Here is a 22089-nt window from a genome sequence, read left to right as displayed (position 1 = left end):
GATCCCCTCAGCGCGTAAACGCCTGGGCGTTACCAGCATCTACATTCAATATATTACCAGTTGATTTGGAAGATGCCGAAGACGCGAAGAAATATATGCCCTCGGCGATGTCTTCGGGATAGACGGACAGTTTGAGCATCGAGCGGGCGCGATAATGCGCCTCGAGATCGTCGGTGGACATGTTGTAGGCGGCGGCGCGCTGTTCCTTCCATTCGCCGGTCCAGATCTTGGAGCCGCGCAGCACCGCGTCGGGATTGACCGTGTTGACGCGGATGCCCTTGTCGGCGCCTTCGAGCGCCAGGCAGCGGGCGAGATGGATTTCGGCGGCCTTGCCGGTGCAATAGGCGGCGGCGTTGGGCGAGGCGGCGAGCCCGTTCTTGGAGGCGACGAAGACGATGTTGCCGCCGATCTTCTGGGTCTCGAACAGTTTGAAGGCTTCCCGCGACACGAGGAAATAGCCCTTGGCGAGAATGTCGATATTCTTGTTCCAGAGATCGAGCGTGGTCTCGGTGATCGAGGCCGACGAGGCCAGACCGGCATTGGAGACCAGGATATCGAGCCCGCCGAATTCCGCCACGGCGTCGGCGAAACCGGCCGCGACCTGCGCTTCTGTGGTGACGTCGATCAGCACGCTGCGCACCTGATCCTTGCCGTGCCGGCCGGTAAAATCGGCCTGCGCCGCATCCAGCGCGGTCCGGTCGATATCGGCGAGCACCACGCAGGCGCCTTCCTTCAGGAAGCGTTCGGCGGTGGCCTTGCCGATGCCGCCCGCGCCGCCGGTGATCAGCGCGACTTTGCCGGCGAGCGATTTGGGCTTGGGCATGCGCTGCAGCTTGGCCTCCTCCAACAGCCAGTATTCGATGTCGAAGGCTTCCTGCTCGGGCAGACCGACATAGGTGGAGACGGACGAGGCGCCGCGCATGACATTGATGGCGTTGACGTAGAATTCGCCCGAGATGCGCGCGGTGGCCTTGTCCTTGGCGAAGGTGAGCATGCCGACGCCGGGCACCAGATAGACCACCGCATTGGGATCGCGGATGGCGGGCGAATTGTCGTGCTTGCAACGCTCGTAATAGGCCTTGTAATCCTCGCGATAGGCTGCGACCGCGCTATCGAGACCGGCCAAGGTCGCCGAAACATCGGGTTTGGCGGGATCGAAGTCGATCACCAGCGGCCGGATCTTGGTGCGCAGGAAGTGGTCGGGGCAGGAGGTGCCGAGCGCGGCGAGCGGGGCGAGATTGGCGGAGCAGACGAATTCGAGCACGGCCGGTGAATCGTCGAAATGACCGATCTTGGGCTCGGCGGCGGAGATCATGCCGCGAATGACGGGCATCAGCGCGCCGGCGACCTTGCGGCGTTCCTCAGCGGCGAGCGGCTGGCTTTTCGCGCCGCCGAACACCGGGCCGGTGATCCTGGCTTCGAGCCAGGCGATCGCCTTGTTGATGATTTCCACCGTGGTCAGATAAGATTCTTCCGCCGTATCGCCCCAGGTGAACAGGCCGTGGCTTTCGAGCACGCAGCCCCGCGCCGTCGGGTTCTCGCGGCAGAATTTTTCCAGCCAGAGGCCGAGCTCGAAGCCGGGCCGCTTCCAGGGCAGCCAGCCGATTTCGCCGCCGAAGATCTCTTCGGTCAACTGCTTCGAATTCTCTGACGCCGCAATCGCGATGATCGCGTCGGGATGCATGTGATCGACATGCTTGCGCGGCACATAGGCGTGCAGCGGCGTATCGATGGAGGCCGCGCGCGGATTGAGCGCGAAGGTGCAATGCGGCAGGTAATCCACCATTTCGTCCTCATGAGCGAGACCGCGATAGAGACCCTTCAGGGCTTCGAGCTTCTCCATGTAGAGCGTGGCGAATCCATCGCGCTTGATCGTGCCGACATCGCCGCCCGAGCCCTTGACCCAGAGCACCTCGACCATCTGGCCGGTGAGCGGGTCCTTTTCCATGACCTTGGCGGAGGTGTTGCCGCCGCCGTAATTGGTGATGCGCTTGTCCGACCCCAGGAGGTTGGAGCGATAGATCAACCGCTCCGACTCGCTCATCGCTTCCGCCTTGGCTTGATCCCAAAGGTTGGCGAGGCGCGCGCCGCCTGCTTGTGTGCTCATGATGTTTCCTCCACTAGGTCCGCGCCGGCGCGGATCGTTTGCGCTGAATTCACAGGACCACGGTCTATTTGTCAATCACAAATGATCATTTACAATCATATTGCGCCGCACAATGAAATAATATGATCGAACATGATTGACACTGACGAAAATCAATGAAAACTTAACCGGGAAGGGGAGAGCCGATGCACGAGAAGGAACGCCACAGGATCATCATGTCAGCGGTGCAGGAAAGGCCCGTGGTGACCGTGCCGGAACTCGTGGAACTCACGGACAGTTCCGAGGCGACCATCCGCCGCGACATCGCCGCGCTGCATGTGCAGAAGAAGCTGCGCAGGGTGCGCGGCGGAGCCGAGGCGCTGCATCCGCCGCAATTCGTGGGCCTGGCCGGACGGCCCTTCAGCGTCAACGAAACGATCAATTCCCGTCAGAAGCAAGCAATCGCCCGCGAGGCGGTGGCGCTGTGCGACGATGGCGACGCCATCATCATCAATGGCGGCACAACGACGTTCCAGATGGTGCATTTCCTGGTCAACAGGCGGCTGCAGGTGTTCACCAACTCGTTTCCGATCGCCGAGCATCTGCTGAAGAACTCCAAAAACACCGTGATGCTGTCGGGCGGGGTGATCTATCGCGAGCAGAACATCATTCTCTCGCCCTTCGACAATGACGTGACCCGCAATTTCTACGCCCAGCGCATGTTCATGGGCGCGCAGGGGCTCGGCGCGCTCGGCCTGATGGAGGCCGATCCGCTGCTGATCCAGGCCGAGCAGAAACTGATCGACCAGGCTGACGAACTGGTGGTGCTGGTGGATTCATCGAAATTCGCCAAACGGTCGAGCCTGATCCTCTGCGAACTCAGGCGGATCACCACCGTGATCACCGACGCCGGCATCGAGGACCGCCACGCCGCCATGCTGGAGCAGGCGGGCGTCACGCTGATCGTGGCGCAGGAGAGATCGAACGAGAAATCATCCGCCGCGTCGTGAGGAGACGGCGCGCGCGGAGGAGGAACTGAAACCCAAGGGAGGAGACATCATGGGTATTCTGAAGAAACTGCTGGTGACGGCGGCCATTTCCACGGCCCTCATCGCCAATGTCGCGCATGCCGAAAACAAGAAGATCGCCCTCGTCGTCAAGGCGTTGGGCATCGGCTTCTTCGACGCCGCCAACAAGGGCGCGCAGGAAGCGGCCAAGGAACTCGGCGATGTCGACATCATCTATACCGGCCCGACCGACACCACCGCCGAAGGCCAGATCGAAGTGATCAATTCGCTGATCGCCCAGAAGGTCGACGCCATCGCCATTTCCGCCAATGACCGCGACGCCGTGGCGCCGGCGCTGAAGAAGGCCATGGATCGCGGCATCACAGTGATTTCCTGGGATTCGGGCGTCGCGCCCGAAGGCCGGATGATGCATCTCAATCCGTCGTCGAATTCGCTGATCGGCAATATGTGCGTGAAGATGGCCGCCGACAATCTGCCCGAGGGCGGCGATGTCGCGATCCTCTCGGCCACCGCCACCGCCACGAACCAGAACACCTGGATCGAGGAAATGAAGAAGGTGCTGCCGAACTACAAGGGCATCAACATCGTCACGACCGTCTATGGCGACGACAAGACCGACAAGTCCTACACCGAGACGCAAGGCCTGATCAAAGCCTATCCCAACCTCAAGGCGATCATCGCGCCGACCTCCGTCGGCATCGTCGCCGCGGCCCAGGCCGTGGAAGACGCCGGCATGACCGGCAAAATCAACGTCACCGGCCTCGGTCTGCCCTCGGAAATGGCCGGCCATGTGAAGTCGGGCGCCTCCAAGTCCTTCGCGATCTGGAACCCGATCGATCTCGGCTACGCCGCCACGATGATTTCCTACAATCTCGTGACCGGCAAGGCCAAGGCGGACGCCGGCGCGGAAATCCCGATGGGCCGCATGGGCAATGTCAAGCTCGACGACAACAGAGAAGGCGCGATGGCCGACCCGTTCGTCTACGACGCCAAGAATGTCGAGGAATTCGCCAAGATCTTCTGATCCGGCAACCTCACCAAGACGCCGTTCTCGCCGGGCCTTCGAGCCCAGCGGGAACGGTTGATCCCAAGACGACGGCGGGCTTGATTGCGCGCCGCGCCGGTCGCTCTTTCTCTTTCGGTTCAGCTCTCATGAATGTCGTCGCCATGCTCAACACACCGACGGTCCGGCTGAAGGGAATCTCGAAATCCTTTCCCGGCGTGCGCGCCCTCTCCAATGTCGAATTGTCGCTGCATCCCGGCCAGGTCACCGCGCTGATCGGCGAGAACGGCGCCGGCAAATCGACGCTGGTCAAGGTGATGACCGGCATCTACCAGCCGGACGACGGCGCCATCGAGATCAACGGGAAGCCGACTGAACTGCCGAGCGCCTTCGCAGCCCTGAAACAGGGCATCACCGCCATCCATCAGGAGACCGTGCTGTTCGACGAACTCTCGGTCGCCGAAAACATCTTTCTCGGACATGCGCCAAAGAACCGCTTCGGCCTGATCGACTGGAAGAAGATGTATGCCGAGGCCGAAACGCTGCTCGGCCGCGCCGGCGCGAGTTTCGATCCGCGCGTCAGGCTCCGCGAACTCTCCATCGCGTCAAGACATCTGGTCGCCATTGCGCGGGCGCTGTCGGTCGACGCGCGCGTGGTGATCATGGACGAGCCGACGGCGGCGCTGTCGCATAAGGAAATCCACGAACTCTATGAGCTGGTCGAGCGTCTCAAGGCCGACGGCAAGGCCATCCTGTTCATCACCCACAAATTCGACGAGATTTTCAAGATCGCCGACCGCTACACCGTGTTCCGCGACGGCCAGATGGTCGGCGAAGGGCTGATCCGCGACGCGAGCCAGGACCAGCTGGTCAGGATGATGGTGGGCCGCGACATCGGCCAGGTCTTTCCCAAGAAGACGGTCGAACCAGGCCCCCCGGTGCTGACGGTGGCCGGCTATTGTCATCCGACCGAATTCGACGGCATCGGCTTTGAACTCAGGCGCGGCGAGATCCTCGGCTTTTACGGGCTGGTCGGCGCCGGCCGTTCGGAATTCATGCAGTCTCTGATCGGCGTGACCAAACCATCCAAGGGCGCGATCCGCATCGATGGCGATGTCGCCGTGATCCGCAGTCCCGACGAGGCGATCGCCAAGGGGATCGTCTATGTGCCGGAGGAGCGCGGCCGCCAGGGCGCGATCACCGCCATGCCGATCTTCGAGAATATCACCCTGCCCTCGCTGTCGCGCACCTCGCGGCGCGGCTTCCTGCGGCTGGCCGAAGAATTCAAGCTGGCGCGCGACTACACCCAGCGGCTCGATCTGCGCGCCGCCTCGCTCGACCAGCCCGTCGGCACGCTGTCGGGCGGCAACCAGCAGAAAGTGGTGATCGCCAAATGGCTGGCCACCAAACCCAAAGTCATCATTCTCGACGAACCCACCAAGGGCATCGACATCGGCTCCAAGGCCGCTGTGCATGAATTCATGAGCGAACTGGCCGCCGAAGGCCTGTCGGTGATCATGGTGTCCTCTGAAATTCCTGAAATTCTCGGCATGGCCGACCGGGTGATCGTCATGCGCGAAGGCCGCATCGTGGGCGAATACGCCCGCGACGGCCTGACCGCCGAAGCCTTGGTGCGCGCCGCCGCCGGCATTGGAGACGCAGCATGATCAAACTGCTCCGTTATCGTGAAATCCAGCTGCTGATCGCCATCGCCGCGCTGGCGCTGATGATCGCGCTGCGCTTTCCCTCCTTTATCTCGCCGGCGAGCCTCGGCAATGTCTATGCCGACACCTCGATCCTGATCATCCTGGCGCTCGGCCAGATGGCGGTGATCCTGACCAAATGCGTGGATCTGTCGACGGCGGCGACGCTGGCGCTGACCGGCATGGTCGCGGCCATGCTCAACAACGCTTTTCCCGGCCTGCCGATCACCGTGATCGTGCTGATCGCGATTGCGCTCGGCGCTCTGCTCGGAGCGGTCAACGGTCTGTTGGTCTGGAAGCTCGACATGCCGCCCATCGTGGTGACACTCGGCACCATGACCGTCTATCGCGGCGTCATCTTTCTCTTGACCAATGGCAAATGGATCAATGCGCATGAGATGACCGACGCCTTCAAGGCGCTGCCGCGCGATCATCTGTTCGGCCTGTCGCTGCTCAGCCTGTCGTCGCTGGTCGTCATCGCCGTGATGGCCGTCATGCTCGGCCGCACCACCACCGGCCGCGCCTTCTATGCAGTGGGCGGCAACGCCAACGCCGCCATCTATGCCGGCATCGATCCCGGCCGCACCCACTTCATCGCTTTCATCGTCTCCGGCGCGCTGTCGGGCCTGGCCGGCTATCTCTGGATCGCCCGCTATGCAGTGGCCTATGTCGATATCGCGCTCGGCTTCGAGCTCGACGTGGTCGCAGCCTGCGTGATCGGCGGCGTTTCGATCGCTGGCGGCATCGGCTCGGTCGCGGGCGCTGTGCTCGGCTCGCTGTTTCTCGGCGTGATCAAGAATGCGCTCCCTGTCATCAACATCTCGCCCTTCTGGCAATTGGCGATCTCCGGCGCCGTGATCATCCTCGCCGTCGCCTTCAACGCCCGCGCCGAACGCAAGAAGGGGCGCGTCATCCTCAAAAGCGCGGAGGTCGTCGCATGAGCACTGCTGCCGAAACCATGACGCCACGGACTATTCCCGACCGGCTGAGAACGCCGGGGCAACGAGCGGTCAGGAGCTGGGAAAGCCTGTTGTTCGCCGTGATGGCGGCGATCTTCATCGTCAATTCCTTCGCCTCGCCCTATTTCCTCGATCCCTGGAACCTGTCGGACGCCACCTTCAACTTCACCGAAAAGGCGATCGTGGCGCTGGCGCTGGCGCTGGTGATCATTTCCGGCGAAATCGACCTGTCTGTCGCCTCGATCATCGCGGTCGCCTCGACGCTGATGGGCGCGGCGCTCAAAGCAGGCGCCGGTCCCTATGAACTGGTGGCGGTGGGCCTTGCCGCCGGCCTGGTCTGCGGCATGATCAACGGCTATCTGGTCACCGGCCTCGGCCTGCCCTCAATCGTGGTGACCATCGGCACGATGAGCCTGTTTCGTGGCGTCTCCTTCATCATTCTCGGCGACAAGGCCTATACCGGCTATCCTGAAGAATTCTCCTGGTTCGGCCAGGGTTATGTCTGGTGGGTGTTCTCCTTCGAGCTCGTGCTGTTCGTCGGCCTCGCCATCCTCTTCCATGTCCTGCTGCACCGGACGAGTTTCGGCCGCACCGTCTTTGCGATCGGCAACAACCAGACGGCGGCGATGTTTTCCGGCGTGAAGGTGGCCAGGGTGAAGTTCATCCTCTTCGCGCTGACCGGCCTCATGGCCGGCCTCGCCGCCGTCTGCCTGACGGCGCGGCTCGGCTCGACCCGGCCCTCCATCGCCACCGGCCTCGAACTCGAAGCCATCACCATGGTGGTGCTCGGCGGGATCAACATCAATGGCGGCTCGGGCTCGATCCTCGGCGTGGTGCTCGCCGCGGTGATCATGGGGCTCGTCACCTTCGGCCTCGGCCTTCTCAACGTGCCGGGCATCGTGATGTCGATCTTCATCGGCCTGATGCTGATCCTGGTCATCGCCATGCCGACGCTGATCGCCCGCCTCGGCCGTCGCCGCGCCAAAGCCTGAGGGTCGCCATGCGGTATATCGCGGTCATCGATATCGGCAAGACCAACGCCAAAGTGGCGCTGTTCGATCTGGTGGAAGGCAAGGAAAGCGATGTCAGGCGCACGGCCAACCGGGTGATCGACGCTGCCCCCTACCCGCATCATGACATCGACGGGCTCTGGCGCTTCATCAAGGAAGCGCTGGCTGAGCTCGCGCGGAACCATCAGATCGACGCAATCTCGATCAGCGCCCATGGCGCCTCGATCATCCTGCTCGACGAGAAGGGCGACCTCGCGCTGCCGATGCTCGATTACGAGCATCGTGGCGTGGATGAAACCGCAGCGGCGTATGACGCGATCCGCCCCGGGTTCAACGAGACCGGTTCTCCCCAGCTGGCGGCGGGGCTGAATGTCGGCGCGCAGCTTCATTGGCAGCAGAGGCGCTTTCCCGAGGACTTCGCGCGGGTTGCGACTATTATCCCCTATCCGCAATACTGGGCCTTCCGGCTGACCGGCCGACGCGTCAGCGAAATGACCTCGCTCGGCGCCCATACCGATCTCTGGAACCCTGAAGCGCGCGATTATTCCTCGCTGGTCGACAAGATGGACTGGCGTCGGCTGATGCCGCCGATGAGCGATCCCTTCGAGCCGGTGGGCGGGCTCGCGCTGGAGATCGCCGCAGAACTGGGTCTAGCCGAGGGTCTGCCGGTGTTCGGCGGCCTGCATGATTCCAACGCCTCGCTGCTGACCCATCTCAAGGTGCGGGCCGCGCCCTTCTCGGTCGTGTCGACCGGAACCTGGGTGATCTGCTTTGCGATCGGCGGAAGGGCCGTCGCGCTCGACCCCGCCCGCGACACGCTGGTGAATGTCAACGCCTATGGCGACCCGGTCCCCTCCTCCCGCTTCATGGGCGGCCGGGCCTTCGCGGCTCTGGGGGCCGATCCCCAGGCCGATGTGTCGGAAGACGACAAACGCGCGGTGCTTGAGGGCGGCGTGATGTTCCTGCCTTCGGAACCGGTCGACACCGGCCCCTTCATCGGCCGCAAAGGCGGTTGGACGCATCCGGCGGACGCGCTCACGCCCGGAGCCCGGCTCTATGCAGCCTCGCTCTATCTCGGCCTGATGACCGGCGTCTGCCTGGAACTGATCGGCGCGGACGGGCCGAGCATCGTCGAAGGCCCCTTCGCCGCCAACGCCGATTATCTCGACATGCTCGGCGCCGTGACGGCAAGGCCCGTGGAAACCGGCGGCGCCGGCGCGACCGGCACCAGCGCCGGCGCCGCAGCGCTCGCGCTCGGTCGCGCCGGTCGGATGAAGGCGGCAGGCAAGACGGCGCCCGCCCCCGACCCGCGCCTTGTCGAATACGCCCGCCGCTGGCGCGAAACCGTGGACAAGCATGAGGGTTAACGCCCGCCGAACACCCATGGTTAATGCTCAATTAACTCTCTGCCGCTAAAGTTCGAGCAATCTGGCCGCGTTTCTCAGCGGCCGTGAACGGCATTTGCGAACGCGGCGAGTCGACATCCATGGCGAGAAGCATCCCGGCGGACTACGAAAACCGCTCCCTGCGCTTTATCCTGACCTCCTTCCTCTGGCGACAGACCAAGGCGGTGTCGGGCTTCGCGCTGCTCGGCCTTCTCGGCCTGGCCGTCACCGCGCTGTCGACCTGGGATGTGCTGGACCCCAGCTATTCCAACGCCACGTCCCGCGAGCCGACCAATCTGCTCGGCTCCGGCGGCGCCTATTTCGCCGACATGATGATGCAGTTCTTCGGCCTGGCTTCGGTGATGGCGCTGCTGCCCGTTTTCGCCTGGGCGCTGATGATGATCCTCAATGTGCCGGTCTACCGGTTGATCAAGCGCGGCGCGGCCTGGTTCGGGGGCTCGGTGCTGGCCGCGGGGGCCTTGTCCTGCTTCCAGGCGCCGGCGACATGGCCGATTCCCAACGGGCTCGGCGGCGTGTTCGGCGACATGATCCTGAAATTTCCCGGCCTGTTCATCGGCGCCTATCCGCAAGGCGCCCTCGCCGCCGTGATCGGAACGATCTGCGCCGCGCCCGCTTTCGGCCTGCTCGCCTTCGCCGCCAATCTGATCGTCACCGAAGAGCCGGAAGAAAACGAGGAAGACGAAGCCCGCGCCGTGATGCCGATCCGGCATGCCCGCGCGTCGCAACAGGCGAGCCTGATCGAGGAAGACGACGAGCGCGAAAGCGCCTTCGCCTTCATCCGCGGCTATGCGGCGCATGCGATGTTTTCGCTCAAGGCGCGGATGCGCCGGATGGCCGGCAAGCAGGGACGCCCGCAATCGCGCCGCGACATCGAGCATCCCTTCGATCTCAACGAAGAGGAATTCGGCCTGCAATCGGCGGGCGGACGGGCGGAGCCGGATCTCAGCGAAGACAAGCGCCCCTATCTCCGCCGCATCATCTCTTCGCCGCCGCTCGACGCCGGTTACGATGACGACGAGGAAGAGGACGACGACGCGCTGGAGCTCGACCGCCACCGTCCCGCCGGCCTGCTGGCGGACGACGAGGACGACGACGAGGGCGACTGGGCTGTGAAGGCCGAACCGCGCGGCGCCCGCCGCCCGGCGCCGATACAGCCAGCCCCGCAGCCGCAAGCCGCCCGTGCGCCGCAGCCGCGCATGGCCCCGCGCCCCATCCAGCCCGGCCCACGCACCGACAACGGCTTCGACCTGCCGCCGATCGGTCTGCTCGCCGAGCCGAAGAACGTGGCGCGCGACGCGACGCTGTCGACCGACGCTCTGGAGCAGAACGCCCGCATTCTCGAAGGCGTGCTCGACGATTTCGGCGTCAAGGGCAACATTATCCATGTGCGCCCCGGTCCTGTGGTGACGCTTTACGAACTCGAGCCGGCGCCGGGGATCAAGTCCTCCCGCGTCATCGGGCTCGCCGACGACATCGCCCGCTCGATGAGCGCCATCGCCGCCCGCGTGGCCGTGGTGCCCGGCCGCAACGCCATCGGCATCGAACTGCCGAACCGCAATCGCGAGATGGTCTATCTTCGCGAAATGTTCGCCTCGCGCGATTTCGACGGCTCCAAGGCCAAGCTCGGCGTGGCGCTCGGCAAGACGATCGGCGGCGAACCCGTGATCGCCGATCTCGCCAAGATGCCGCATCTGCTCGTCGCCGGCACCACCGGCTCGGGCAAGTCGGTCGCCATCAACACGATGATCCTGTCGCTGCTCTACAAGATGACGCCGGAACAGTGCCGCCTGATCATGATCGATCCCAAGATGCTCGAACTCTCCGTCTATGACGGCATTCCGCATCTGCTCTCGCCTGTCGTCACCGATCCCAAGAAGGCCGTCGTGGCGCTGAAATGGACGGTGCGCGAAATGGAAGAACGCTACAAGAAGATGTCCAAGATCGGCGTTCGCAATATCGACGGCTTCAACGCCCGCGTGACCCAGGCGCACGAAAAAGGCGAGCAGATCACCCGCACGGTGCAGACCGGCTTCGACCGCCAGACCGGCGAGGCGATCTATGAGAGCGAGGAATTCGACCTCAAGCCGCTGCCCTATATCGTGGTGATCATCGACGAAATGGCCGACCTGATGATGGTGGCCGGCAAGGATATCGAGGGCGCCGTGCAGCGGCTGGCCCAGATGGCCCGCGCCGCCGGCATCCATGTCATCATGGCCACCCAGCGTCCTTCCGTCGACGTGATCACCGGCACGATCAAGGCCAACTTCCCCACTCGCATCTCCTTCCAGGTGACGTCGAAGATCGACAGCCGCACCATTTTGGGCGAACAGGGCGCCGAACAGCTGCTCGGCATGGGCGACATGCTCTATATGGCCGGCGGCGGACGCATTCAGCGCGTCCACGGCCCCTTCGTCTCCGACGGCGAGGTCGAGGATGTCGTGGCCTTCCTGAAGACGCAAGGGTCGCCGCAATATCTCGACGCCATCACCGAAGACGAGGACGAGGATGGCGAGGGCGGCCATGGACCTGCCGGAACCGGCAACATGGCCGACTCGGACGATCCCTACGACCAGGCGGTGGCCGTGGTGCTGCGCGACGGCAAGGCCTCGACGTCCTATATCCAGCGTCGCCTGGGGATCGGCTACAACCGCGCCGCCTCGATCATCGAACGCATGGAGAAGGAGGGCATCGTCGGACCCGCCAACCATGCCGGCAAGCGCGAGATCCTCGTGCCCACAGAGGACGACGTCCTCGCCCGCTAGGCGCTTTTTCGCATCCTGTGCGGAACGCCTTGAAGGCGCCGCACTTTCTATGGAGAAAAGGCCAAAAAGGAGACCAGAATGACGCGCAAGACGCTTCAAACGCCGCTCAAGACCGCCAGCCGCCGCTCCGTGCTGGCGAGCCTGGGCTTTACGGCTTTGCTGGCTTTGTCGCCTGTCGATTTCGCCGCCGCCCAATCCAAGTCGGTCGCGCAAACCATCGCCGACCACTTTTCCTCGGTGAAGACCATGGGGGGTGAATTCGTGCAGTTCGGCCCGCGCGGCGAGCAGACCGGCGGCAAGTTCTTTCTCGAACGGCCCGGCAAGATCCGCTTCAATTATGAGAACCCCTCGCCGATGCGGGTGATCTCCGACGGCCGAAACGTGGCCATCGGCAATGTCAAATTGAAGACCTGGGATCTCTATCCGCTGTCGAAGACACCGCTCGCTTTGCTGCTCGACAACAAGATCGACCTGACCGGAAAGATGGTGCGCGGCGTCAAAGAAGAGCCCGATCTCATCACCATCAAGCTCGGCGACCGCTCTCTCTTCGCCGACTCGACCATCACCATGATGTTCGATCCCAAGACCTATGACCTCCGGCAGTGGACCATCACCGACAATCAGGGCAAGGACACCTCGGTGATGATCTTCAATGTGCAGACGGGCCTGTCCTTCGACGATCGCGTGTTCCGTATGCCGCCGGAAATCCTCGACAAGCAACGTTGAACGCCTTCTTACTTGATGTGACGAAGCATATCGCGTCGACGGCCTGAAAATCGATTGGGATTTTCGGGCCGTTCGTTTAGTGTCCGGCCAAAACAAACGGACGAATCTTTATGACGCTGACGCTTGCCACCTGGAACATCAATTCCGTCCGACTGAGACTGCCGATCGTCGAGAAACTGCTCGACGAGAAGAATCCCGACATTCTCTGCCTTCAAGAAACCAAATGCGCCAATGAGCTGTTTCCCGCCGAGGCCTTTACCGCCCGCGGCTACCGGCATCAGGCGATCAATGGCCAGAAGGGCTATCACGGCGTCGCCATTCTCTCCAAACTGCCGCTGTCGGAGATCGATCGCCGCGACCACGGCAATGTCGGCCATGCGCGCCATGTCTCGGCGCTGTTCGAGGCGGGCGGCAAACGCATCCGGCTGCACAATTTTTACGTTCCTGCGGGCGGCGATGAACCGGATGCCGTGAGGAATCCAAAATTCGCCCACAAACTCGACTATATCGAGGAGATGAAGGGGATGAGGGCCGATGGCGAGCCCGGCGTCTCCAGCATTCTCGTCGGCGACCTCAACATCGCGCCGCTCGAACACGACGTCTGGTCGCACAAGCAGATGCTGAAGATCGTCAGCCACACGCCGGTGGAGACCGAAGGCCTGCTCGACGTGATCGCCAAGGGGGGCTGGGTGGACCTGATGCGCCGGCATACGCCCGAACCCGCCAAGCTCTACACCTGGTGGAGCTACCGCGCCGCCGACTGGGCCGCCTCCGACCGTGGCCGCCGGCTCGACCATGTCTGGTCGTCCCCCGACCTCGCTCCGCACCTGACCGGCGTCGAGATCCTGCGCGACGCCCGCGGCTGGGACAAGCCGTCGGATCATGTGCCGGTCATTGCAAATCTGACATTCTGAGGAGAGCGACGCCATGTTGACAGGCCGCGCGGACGAATTGGTTGACGGGAAGCTGGTTGGCTGGGCGTTCAACGAGGATAACCCGGACGAGCATCTCGTCATCCGGGTCATGTACGGCCAGCAGGTGGTCGGCAGCGGCGTCGCCAATATCGAGCGCGTCGATCTGGTCGACGCGGAGATCGGCAAGGGCGATCACGCGTTTCATGTCGTGCTCGCGCCGCATATCACCTCTTTGGACGGCTTGATGGTGATCGCGCAATCGGTCCGCTCGGGGGAGGCGCCTTTGCCGATCGCGTCGAGCGACGATCGCAAGATCGATACGCTGTTTCATGCCTTCGGAGAGCAGTATGACGCGGCAATCCAGCAGTTGAAGGAGGAGATCGACTCGCTGTCGGAGCAGGTAGCGGAGCAGATCGAGGCGTATCAGGCCCGTCCTGCACAGTCGGTGGACCTGCCGGAGAATGTCGCCGACCGACTGATCGCCATCGAAAGCCGGCTGGATGCGACCGAGGTGTTCATCATGCGCATCGACGAGTCGCTGCGGAAGCTGACGGCTGAGATGAGCCCGAAGAAGCGCAAGCGGCTGTTCGGCATTTTCTGACAGACGCGTCGCCATCAAGGCCGCGTCTCGGCGGAAGCGCGAGGACCGGTCGCTATGGTCCGAAAGCGTTGCCGACCCAAATGTCTGCTAACAGGCGATCCCCATGAAGATATTGTTCATCCATCATTATTTTCCCGGCCAATTTGCACGGATCGCACGCGATTACGTGACCCGCGGCCATGATGTGATCGCGCTTCATCGCGGACTGAAGGATGGGCGAAGCAATCCGCCGGTCGACGGCGTGCGGATGGTCGAATATGGGCAGGAGGTCGAGGTTGATCGCCCCGAACATCATTCTTTGTTCGAAACCGAACAATATATCCGGGAATCGGCGAGCGTCGTCAAACGGGCGCTCATGCTTCGAGACGATGGCTGGATCCCCGACATCGTCTATGGCCATACGGGCTGGGGCACCGGCGCATTCGTGCAGGATGTGTTTCCCGACGCCAAATATGTCAAATATTGCGAGTGGTTCTACAACAACAACGCCGAAAGCACGGAGTTTCTGGAGGGCGATCGCGGCTACGTGAACCGCTTCCTGACCAGCCTTCTCAATATGCCGATCTTGTCGGATCTGATGCGGGCGGACCTGATGATATCGCCGACGGAGTGGCAGAGGGCGCAATTCCCGGCAGCGATCCGATCGGCGATCCAGGTGCTTCCCGACGGCGTCGACACCGACCTTCTCAAGCCCGATCCCGATGCGACCTACACAACGCCGGCCGGCCGGACGTTCCGACATGGCGACCGCGTCGTCACTTATGTGGCGCGGGGCTCCGATCCATTTCGCGGCTTCAAGCCGTTCATCGGCGCTCTAGAAAAGCTTCAGAAGCGGGATCAGCGGGTCGAAGCGATCGTGGTGGGGGACCGCACGGTCTATTACGGCTCGGGGCACGACACGGAGACGCATTTCGACGAGGTGATGGCCGAGGCCGATCTCGATATGGCGCGCACGCATTTCGTCGGCTCCCTGCCCTATGACAGTTATCGGCGGGTGCTGCAGGTGTCGGCCGCGCATATCTACCTGACCGTGCCTTTCGTGCTGTCCTGGTCGGCGCTCGAAGCGCTGTCGACGGGCTGCGCCTTCATCGGCTCGAACACGGCGCCGGTGCGCGAATTCGTCACCGACGGGGAAAACGGGTTTCTGGCGGATTTCTTCGATCCCTCGGCGATCGCCGAGGCGGCGCTGCGGGCGCTGGACGGCGGTGACGGCGTCGACCGTATGCGCCGCAAAGCGCGCGAGACGATCCTCGCGCGGTGGGATGCCGACCATGCCTTGAATCGTCACAGGGCGGCGGTCGACAGCCTGTTTTCGGTGGAAGCGTCGCGATAAAGCGCCAGATGCGCGTTGAGAAGATCCGCCGGTCCGGGGAGCTGGCGCCGTGCGACCGAAACGGCTTCGGTCCCGCGGTCGAGAAACGCCCGCAGCGCCGCAGCGAGCGAGGCGACGTCGGACCTGCGGGCCAACCTGCCGGCCTGATGCCGGGCGAGAATTTCCGCGGCGCCGCCGTGGGGATAGGCGATGATCTCTCTGGCGTGGTGCATAGCTTCATAGACCACCAGCGGCGCGTTTTCCCACCAGATGGACGGGAAGACCACGCAATCGACATCCGCCATCAGCATGGGCAGGTCCTCGGGACGATAGGCGCCGAAGAACCGGACGTCACCCTTGATCTCGGCCAACGCCGCGTCGAGCCGCGCCTGGAAATCAGGATCCTTGTAGAGCTGGGATCCATGCACGTGCAAGCGGAAGCCTGTCACGCCGGCGGCCTTGAGCATGGCCAGCGCCTCGAGCAGATGATCGAGCCCCTTGATCGCCGAGACATTGCCGAAATAGCCGAACACCGTCGTCCCGCCCTTCGCCTCCGGCGCGTCCAGGACGTCCGCCGAACCGAGATAGCCGTTTTCGATGAACGTCACCGGCTGGGCGAGATCGAGGACGCCTTCGATCTTATCCTTGAGAAACATCGACGGCGACACCAGCGCGTCGCAAACCGACAGCGCCGCGGCGACATCGATTTGCCGAAGCTTCAGGCGCTCTGGGCTGATCGACGGCAGACATTTGCGACATTGGATCAGGCTCGGCCCGTCGCATCGGGTCTGGTCATGATGCTTGAAGAGCTGGCCGTTGTTGGCGCAGATCAAATAGTAATCATGCAGCGTCAGCACGATGCGCGCGGACGGGAGCCGCCGTCGCGCCGCAAACAACGCCTCGAGGCCGAAATTGATGACGTGGTGAAAATGGACGACATCGGGCTGGAGAGCTTCCAGATAATCGCCGAACTCACGCAGGAAGCCGAAGTGATCGGGCTGTGCGAGCATGAAATAATCGAAACTGTCGGTGAACAACGCCGCTTCCCGCTGATCGTCGCTCAGCGCCATCATATGCGTTCCCGGGTGCGGGACGGCGAGATCCTTGTCGAGCGCACCGAGGAACCAGCTGTCCAACCCCTCGGCGAGCGCCTGCCGATGCAGCGACATCGCAACCGCCTCGGTGCCGCCCGCCGGAAAGAGCGGGTGATTGTGGGCGATCTGGAGGATACGGAGCGTTTGGGCGCTCATGCGTCGGCTCCCAGCGTTTCGAGGACATCGTTCCAGCGATGCGTGTGCAAAAGGCGGTTGTAGACGCTTTCCGGCCTTTCGGACGGACCTTCCGCTCCGATCGACTGCCGTTCGAAATGGAAGAGTTCGGCTCGTGGAACGCAGACCATCTCACCGCCTCGCGCGGTGAGCGACAGGCAGAGATCACTGTCTTCGAAGTCGCCGCCGATATAATCGGTGGAGAAGCCGCCGACGGCGACGAAGTCGCGCTTGCGGATGACGAGGCATGCGCCGGTGAGCGCATCGACGCGCCGTTCGACCAGAGTTGGCGGGAAATGACGCGCGAAGCCTTTCCAATCGTGAAAATTACGCCAAAGGCCGTCGGAGAATCGTTTGAAACGCATGCCCACATGCTGGATCGATCCGTCAGCATATAGAAGTTTCGGTCCGACCGCCGAATAGGCCGGCATAGGCTCCAGTTTGTCTCGCAGCAGGTCCAGCCAGCCCGTTTTATCGGGCACGACATCGGAATTCATCAGGACGAGCGTTTCGCCCTCGGCGATGGAAGCGGCGATATTGTTGGCTTGCGCATAGCCGCCGTTCTGCTTGAGCGTCACCACTCTGAGATCGAGATCGTACACGAAAGCCGCGCCTTCGATCAGGGCGGCCACCCTATCGGCGAGCGGGGGATCGTCGACGACGAAGATGATCTCGGCCAATTGCGCCAGCTCCGCGTCCCGGGCGAAAGCCATCAATTGCGACCGCATAAAGGAAAGGTCGCGATAAAGCGGAATCAGCAGCGATGCTTTTCGTGAAGACCGTCGCCCGAAATCCGAGATATCCAGCACCTCCTGCCGCTCGAGCAGCGTCTGCTGCAACGGCGCGAGCGCCGGATGATAAACATGGTCGAACAGGGCGCGCGCATTCCTGCCTTGCTTGGCCAGAACGCTCAGCGCCGCCGCGCGCTGGGTCGAGAGATCGCGCGCGAACAATGCCGGGCTGACGAACACGGCGCCGCCATTTTTGAGACCAAGTCGCAATGTGACGGCCTGACAGGCGGGTGCGCCGTCTTTCCGACCGACGAAGACCGAGACATGTTTACCCTCACGTTCGGCGCCGAAGATCTTTTCCGACCCGGATGTGAGGAGCCATTGATCCGACAGAACCGGATCCGCGAGTGAATAATCGATGGCGACGACGTCCTCGATCTGCGCTTCCGGATCAAAACACCAGCCAGCGATCAGAAGCCCATGCGGCATCGACACGCACGCCTCCAGCGTGAAAGCCAGACTCGCGCCCCAATCCGCCGCCTGGCCGCTCCCGGTCGTGCGGCCGCGATGAAGATCGATCTCGCCGGCAAGAGCCTCGTCCGCAGCCTGGAGCAAAGCGAGTTTATCGAGATCGCCGTTCGGCCAAGGCTCCGTCTGCGCTGAAAAATCCGGGTAAACTTGTGTCTTGACCGTGGCGTCGAACAGTTCCCTCGACCCGATCAACAAGTAGCGGCCTTCCGCAAAAGACCGGCGTCGTTGAATGGCGGCAATGCGCTTGTCGGACTGTGGCGCGGACAGACGGCGCGCCGGCGCGCCGAGCCGCAGGATTTCCAAGCCGTCATCGACGGCAATCAGGAGAGCTCCGTCTTCAACGTCAAGCCTCCCCGGCAAAGACACGATCCCGTAATCCTGCTCGCCGAAAACATCGAGGGCGAGCGTCGCTTTCCGCAATTCACCGGCGAGGAGGCCTTCGAAGAGCGCCTTGAAACATGGATCGCGGTCGAGCTGCAGCATTGGTCCGGCGAATCCGAAAACGGATCTCAACAGGCTCGCCGTTTCATGGTCAGCGAGACCGATCAACGCGGAAAATTCTCGAAAATCGGCACAGAGGCGGATAGCGGATCCGTGATCGTCTTGCAGCGGCGAGCGAAGAACCGCGGCGGTGAACGCGCGGGCTCCTGCCCTGAGCTCGAGAAGGCGTTCGGACAGTGTCTCCAGCACGGGTGGCGAAGCACCCGCGCTCCGGAAGAGCAGGACACGCTCCCCGATGCGCATCACCACGGCAGGCGCATCGGTCCGGGGCTCGGCGGAGGCCTTATTGCTCACGGAAAGCCTTGTTGAAACCGCGCATCATGGGACCGGTGAGATAGGCGATCGCGGTTCTCGTCCCGTTGACGATGTACATGTCCGCGGTCATGCCGGGATAGAGAAACAGGTTGGGTTGCTTCGCCATCGATTCCTTGTCGATGACGGCTTGCACCACATAGACGGTCTCGCTGGTTTTCTCGTCGACGATACTGTCCGGCGCGATATACGTGATACGTCCCACAAGAGGATGCGTCTCGGCTGCCCCGAACGCCGACAGCCGGATTTCGGTCTTGGCGCCGACCCGCAGCGAATCGATGTCGGAGGCTCGCGCCCGCCCTTCGACCAGCATCAGCTGATCGTCAGGAACGACATCGAGGATCGGCTGACCGCCAGGCACCGCGGAGCCCGGCGTTCTGACCTTGATATTGGCGACGATGCCGTCTTGGGGCGAACGGATCTCCGCTTTTGCGACGACGTCTTCCGCCGAGACAATTTCCTGGCGGATACGAGCGATCTCGGCCTGCGCTTCCTGGATCTGCTCGGAAATGATCTTGAAATACTCCATGCGGCGATTCGAGAGGCCGAGTTCAGCCTGCATTTCGCGCTGCACATTGTCGGCGAGATCGAAGTCGTTGTCCGAAAGCCGCGTCTTGAGATCCAGCATCTGGTACTGTTTCTCATTGGCGTTGGTGCGGGTCGCCAACTGGCTCTTTTGCAGCTTCTCCAGCGCCTTGAAATCATCGGTGACGAAATCCAGCTGCTTCGCCAGCGCTTCCTTGCGGGCCAATAGAGCGACGCGCTGACTCTGAAGCTGCTGAACCATCGATCTGTCGGTGGCCAACTGATTGAGGAACTGATCGCGCCGTTCCTTGAACAGCTTCTGTTCGACGCTGATCATCTGGTCGATGACCGTTCGCTCCACGCCGGCCGGCAGCGCAGCGGAAAAGACGAAATCGTTCTTTTCGTCCTTCTCGCTCAACAGACGCTGCAGCTTGATGGTCTGGACGACCAGATCCTGCTTGAGGCGAACGAGTTGGGCGACGCTTCTCGTGACGTCGAGCCTGACCAGAAGGTCGCCCTGGCGCACATGTTGGCCATCATTCACCACGAGGGACTGCAGCGTGCCGCCTTCGAGATGGGTGATCGTCTTCGTCTTGCCCTCGACGATGATCTTGCCGGAGGCGGCGGATGCTTGCGCCATCTCGGCATAGCTGGCCCAGCCAAAAAATCCTCCGATTGCGATCAGCAGCGTCAGCCCGCCATAAACGATAGGGCCCCGCAGCGAAGATTTCTTGACGGATTCTTCCAGCACCACATCGTCCCAATCGCTGAGATTGGAGGCGGGTTGATGGCCGAGCACACGATATTCCGTCTTATCGATGGTGATGGAGGCTGACGACATCAGGCTTCTCCCGGCATGTTCGAATTGCTGATCTCGCGGCGACGCGATTCCGCCCGCGAGCGCGCATCCGGCGTGATCATGGCGATGACTTCCGTGCGCGGGCCAAACTGCGTCACCGCGCCGTTTTCGATCACGACCATCTTGTCGGTGGCCGCCATGACCGAAGGCCGATGCGCAATGATGACAACGATCGCGCCCCGGGCCTTGCAGGTTTGAATGGCGCGGATCAGAGCCTGCTCGCCGACGGAATCCAGGTTCGAATTCGGCTCGTCGAGAATAATGAGTTTTGGGTCGCCATAAAGGGCGCGGGCCAAGGCGAGCCGCTGCATCTGTCCGCCCGACATCAGATGGCCTGTCTCGGCCACAGGCGTGTCATAACCGAACGGGAGCCGACCGATCAGTTCGTGAATGCCGGCGAGCTGCGCGGCGCGAATCACGTCTCTCGGGTCGCTGTCGCGCATCCGCGCGATCGTCTGGCGCACGGTCCCGTCGAGAAGAGAAAGGTTTTGCGGCAGATAACCGATCGCTCGACCGAAGGAGCCGCGCTCCCAGAGATAGGTGGAGTGACCATCGAGATAGACGCCGCCCATGCTGGGTTTGATGATCCCGGTCAAGCAGCGGGCCAAGGTGGATTTGCCCGCGCCCGATGGACCGACGATGCCCAGAACTTCGCCCGGGGCTATCGAGAAAGAAATCCCGCGCAGAACGGGCGTGTCCCGCCCATCCGGCATATAGACGAGGTTGTCGATATCGAGATCGCCGTCGCCTGCCGGCGCCGGCATGGTCTGCCGCTCGTTCTCATAACCTTCGATCAGCAAGCGGATACGACCCCAGGAATCGACAGCGTTCACCCAGGAACGCCAGGATTCGATCATGTTGACGAACGGGCTGACGGCCTGCGACGTCATGATCATCGCAGGGAACAGCACCGAGTGGCCGACGGCGTTGGCGAGCGTGAGAAAGGCGCCGGTGGCGACCACGATCATGGTCAGGCTCTTCTGCAGGCTCTTGGTGATGGCGACGACGATCCGGTTGCGAACACTCGACACATGCCCCATGTCGAGCATTTCTTCCTGCGATCGACGCCAGGTCCGCACCAGCGCAGGCAACATGCCCATCGCTTCAATGACTTCGGCATGGCGAAGTGAATTCGCCACGTCCTGAAGATGTCGTTGCTGCGCCTTGCTTGCGTCCTGAATAGCCTGACGCGTCACCCGGTCGGTGATGAAATTGAGAAACAGCATCACCAGAATATAGATGATGGCGACCGCAAGATAGACGGGATGAAGAAAGTAGAGCGCGATCAGAAAAACGATCGACCAGAACGCATCGATCGGCGCAGAGATCGCGCCGCCCTGTATGAAGGCGCGTAATTCGGCGATGTCCTTGATGACCGCGCCGCCCTCTCCGGCGCCGCCCTGGATGGAACGGAGAACCCCGGCCTGCAGGGCGGGAAGATTGAGGCGGCGCGCGAAGACATCCGCCATGACGGCATAGGTCCAGCTTCGGATGAAGTCGAGCACGCCGAACAGAATCACGCCGAACACGCCGATGACGATCAGGCCATAAAGCGTTTCGTAGCTGCGTGACGGGATGACGCGTTCATACACCTGCATCATGAACAGCGGACCGATCAGCATCGTGAAGTTGATGAAGAAACTGACGAAGGCCGCATAGAGAAATCCGCGCAACATATTGCTTCGGACATAGTGAAACATCGACGTAGCGTCGGTCTTCGGATTCAAACTCTTCATAAACGCCTCAAAACCCTGTGCAGGTTCGACGAAGGCCGCATCATCGAAGTCCTGACGTTCTTTCTGCCATTCAACCGATGCCGGCCCGCAGGCGCGCCATCGGAATTCCCAACAGC

At 62.5% G+C, this 22089-nt stretch carries 16 protein-coding genes; 11 read left to right on the top strand and 5 right to left on the bottom strand.

Annotated features, from left to right (window positions below):
• Positions 1 to 7 precede the first annotated feature (7 nt).
• Positions 8 to 2107 (bottom strand): bifunctional rhamnulose-1-phosphate aldolase/short-chain dehydrogenase, encoded by a 2100-nt coding sequence (locus OCK01_RS18260; RefSeq protein ID WP_263825146.1) that lies wholly within the window; start codon positions 2105 to 2107, stop codon positions 8 to 10.
• A 185-nt stretch (positions 2108 to 2292) separates the two neighbouring features.
• On the opposite strand from OCK01_RS18260, the gene OCK01_RS18255 reads away from it, so the two are divergent.
• The 11 genes from OCK01_RS18255 to OCK01_RS18205 all read left to right on the top strand — a co-directional run bounded on the left by OCK01_RS18255 (position 2293) and on the right by OCK01_RS18205 (position 15531).
• Positions 2293 to 3096 carry a DeoR/GlpR family DNA-binding transcription regulator gene (locus OCK01_RS18255; RefSeq protein ID WP_263825145.1) on the top strand — a complete coding sequence of 268 codons (804 nt, stop codon included), beginning with the start codon at positions 2293 to 2295 and terminating at the stop codon, positions 3094 to 3096.
• A gap of 49 nt (positions 3097 to 3145) precedes the next feature.
• Complete coding sequence (gene rhaS / locus OCK01_RS18250) at positions 3146 to 4138, top strand: rhamnose ABC transporter substrate-binding protein (protein WP_182828168.1); 993 nt, start codon at positions 3146 to 3148, stop codon at positions 4136 to 4138.
• 143 nt (positions 4139 to 4281) lie between these two features.
• On the top strand, positions 4282 to 5784 hold the full coding sequence (locus OCK01_RS18245; RefSeq protein WP_263825144.1) for a sugar ABC transporter ATP-binding protein: 1503 nt from the start codon (positions 4282 to 4284) through the stop codon (positions 5782 to 5784).
• A complete protein-coding gene (locus tag OCK01_RS18240; protein ID WP_263825143.1) occupies positions 5781 to 6761 on the top strand; it encodes an ABC transporter permease in 981 nt (326 codons plus the stop codon). Before OCK01_RS18245 ends, OCK01_RS18240 begins: the two co-directional genes overlap by 4 nt.
• Complete coding sequence (locus tag OCK01_RS18235) at positions 6758 to 7771, top strand: ABC transporter permease (RefSeq protein ID WP_263825142.1); 1014 nt, start codon at positions 6758 to 6760, stop codon at positions 7769 to 7771. The genes OCK01_RS18240 and OCK01_RS18235 overlap by 4 nt, the downstream gene beginning before the upstream one ends.
• Positions 7772 to 7779: 8 nt before the next feature.
• Positions 7780 to 9156 (top strand): FGGY-family carbohydrate kinase, encoded by a 1377-nt coding sequence (locus OCK01_RS18230; RefSeq protein ID WP_263825141.1) that lies wholly within the window; start codon positions 7780 to 7782, stop codon positions 9154 to 9156.
• 119 nt (positions 9157 to 9275) lie between these two features.
• Positions 9276 to 11957 (top strand): FtsK/SpoIIIE family DNA translocase, encoded by a 2682-nt coding sequence (locus OCK01_RS18225; protein ID WP_263825140.1) that lies wholly within the window; start codon positions 9276 to 9278, stop codon positions 11955 to 11957.
• Between the two features lie 78 nt (positions 11958 to 12035).
• The gene (locus tag OCK01_RS18220) at positions 12036 to 12683 is read left to right on the top strand and encodes an outer membrane lipoprotein carrier protein LolA (protein WP_263825139.1); all 648 of its coding nucleotides are present in this window, start codon (positions 12036 to 12038) and stop codon (positions 12681 to 12683) included.
• 110 nt (positions 12684 to 12793) lie between these two features.
• Positions 12794 to 13597 carry an exodeoxyribonuclease III gene (locus tag OCK01_RS18215; RefSeq protein ID WP_263825138.1) on the top strand — a complete coding sequence of 268 codons (804 nt, stop codon included), beginning with the start codon at positions 12794 to 12796 and terminating at the stop codon, positions 13595 to 13597.
• A gap of 13 nt (positions 13598 to 13610) precedes the next feature.
• Entirely contained in the window at positions 13611 to 14198 is a 588-nt protein-coding gene (locus tag OCK01_RS18210) for a hypothetical protein (RefSeq protein WP_263825137.1), read from the top strand.
• 103 nt (positions 14199 to 14301) lie between these two features.
• Positions 14302 to 15531: a glycosyltransferase gene (locus OCK01_RS18205; protein WP_263825136.1), complete on the top strand. Its 1230-nt coding sequence runs from the start codon at positions 14302 to 14304 to the stop codon at positions 15529 to 15531.
• Here OCK01_RS18205 and OCK01_RS18200 read toward each other — a convergent pair.
• The 4 genes from OCK01_RS18200 to OCK01_RS18185 are packed head-to-tail and all read right to left on the bottom strand — an operon-like array spanning position 15483 to position 21973.
• Positions 15483 to 16760 carry a glycosyltransferase gene (locus tag OCK01_RS18200; RefSeq protein ID WP_263825135.1) on the bottom strand — a complete coding sequence of 426 codons (1278 nt, stop codon included), beginning with the start codon at positions 16758 to 16760 and terminating at the stop codon, positions 15483 to 15485. The genes OCK01_RS18205 and OCK01_RS18200 overlap by 49 nt on opposite strands.
• Positions 16757 to 18835 (bottom strand): glycosyltransferase family 2 protein, encoded by a 2079-nt coding sequence (locus OCK01_RS18195; RefSeq protein WP_263825134.1) that lies wholly within the window; start codon positions 18833 to 18835, stop codon positions 16757 to 16759. The genes OCK01_RS18200 and OCK01_RS18195 overlap by 4 nt, the downstream gene beginning before the upstream one ends.
• Positions 18825 to 20219 (bottom strand): HlyD family type I secretion periplasmic adaptor subunit, encoded by a 1395-nt coding sequence (locus tag OCK01_RS18190; RefSeq protein ID WP_263825133.1) that lies wholly within the window; start codon positions 20217 to 20219, stop codon positions 18825 to 18827. Before OCK01_RS18190 ends, OCK01_RS18195 begins: the two co-directional genes overlap by 11 nt.
• Positions 20219 to 21973 carry a type I secretion system permease/ATPase gene (locus OCK01_RS18185; protein ID WP_263825132.1) on the bottom strand — a complete coding sequence of 585 codons (1755 nt, stop codon included), beginning with the start codon at positions 21971 to 21973 and terminating at the stop codon, positions 20219 to 20221. The genes OCK01_RS18190 and OCK01_RS18185 overlap by 1 nt, the downstream gene beginning before the upstream one ends.
• Positions 21974 to 22089: the final 116 nt, after the last annotated feature.

Origin of the sequence: Rhizobium sp. TRM95796 (genome assembly GCF_025779995.1) — a bacterium.
Taxonomy (GTDB): Bacteria; Pseudomonadota; Alphaproteobacteria; order Rhizobiales; family Rhizobiaceae; genus Rhizobium_E.
Note: the sequence above shows the minus strand (reverse complement) of the source record. Positions and strands in the feature narration are given on the sequence as shown.

What these genes read in the sequence shown, in the direction of transcription:
- OCK01_RS18260 (WP_263825146.1), bottom strand. Translation starts at nt 2,107, where the DNA reads ATGAGCACACAAGCAGGCGGCGCGCGCCTCGCCAACCTTTGGGATCAA.
- OCK01_RS18245 (WP_263825144.1), top strand. Translation starts at nt 4,282, where the DNA reads ATGCTCAACACACCGACGGTCCGGCTGAAGGGAATCTCGAAATCCTTT.
- OCK01_RS18220 (WP_263825139.1), top strand. Translation starts at nt 12,036, where the DNA reads ATGACGCGCAAGACGCTTCAAACGCCGCTCAAGACCGCCAGCCGCCGC.
- OCK01_RS18255 (WP_263825145.1), top strand. Translation starts at nt 2,293, where the DNA reads ATGCACGAGAAGGAACGCCACAGGATCATCATGTCAGCGGTGCAGGAA.
- OCK01_RS18185 (WP_263825132.1), bottom strand. Translation starts at nt 21,973, where the DNA reads ATGAAGAGTTTGAATCCGAAGACCGACGCTACGTCGATGTTTCACTAT.
- OCK01_RS18235 (WP_263825142.1), top strand. Translation starts at nt 6,758, where the DNA reads ATGAGCACTGCTGCCGAAACCATGACGCCACGGACTATTCCCGACCGG.
- OCK01_RS18225 (WP_263825140.1), top strand. Translation starts at nt 9,276, where the DNA reads ATGGCGAGAAGCATCCCGGCGGACTACGAAAACCGCTCCCTGCGCTTT.
- OCK01_RS18230 (WP_263825141.1), top strand. Translation starts at nt 7,780, where the DNA reads ATGCGGTATATCGCGGTCATCGATATCGGCAAGACCAACGCCAAAGTG.
- OCK01_RS18210 (WP_263825137.1), top strand. Translation starts at nt 13,611, where the DNA reads ATGTTGACAGGCCGCGCGGACGAATTGGTTGACGGGAAGCTGGTTGGC.
- OCK01_RS18240 (WP_263825143.1), top strand. Translation starts at nt 5,781, where the DNA reads ATGATCAAACTGCTCCGTTATCGTGAAATCCAGCTGCTGATCGCCATC.
- OCK01_RS18215 (WP_263825138.1), top strand. Translation starts at nt 12,794, where the DNA reads ATGACGCTGACGCTTGCCACCTGGAACATCAATTCCGTCCGACTGAGA.
- OCK01_RS18190 (WP_263825133.1), bottom strand. Translation starts at nt 20,219, where the DNA reads ATGTCGTCAGCCTCCATCACCATCGATAAGACGGAATATCGTGTGCTC.
- OCK01_RS18205 (WP_263825136.1), top strand. Translation starts at nt 14,302, where the DNA reads ATGAAGATATTGTTCATCCATCATTATTTTCCCGGCCAATTTGCACGG.
- OCK01_RS18200 (WP_263825135.1), bottom strand. Translation starts at nt 16,760, where the DNA reads ATGAGCGCCCAAACGCTCCGTATCCTCCAGATCGCCCACAATCACCCG.
- rhaS (WP_182828168.1), top strand. Translation starts at nt 3,146, where the DNA reads ATGGGTATTCTGAAGAAACTGCTGGTGACGGCGGCCATTTCCACGGCC.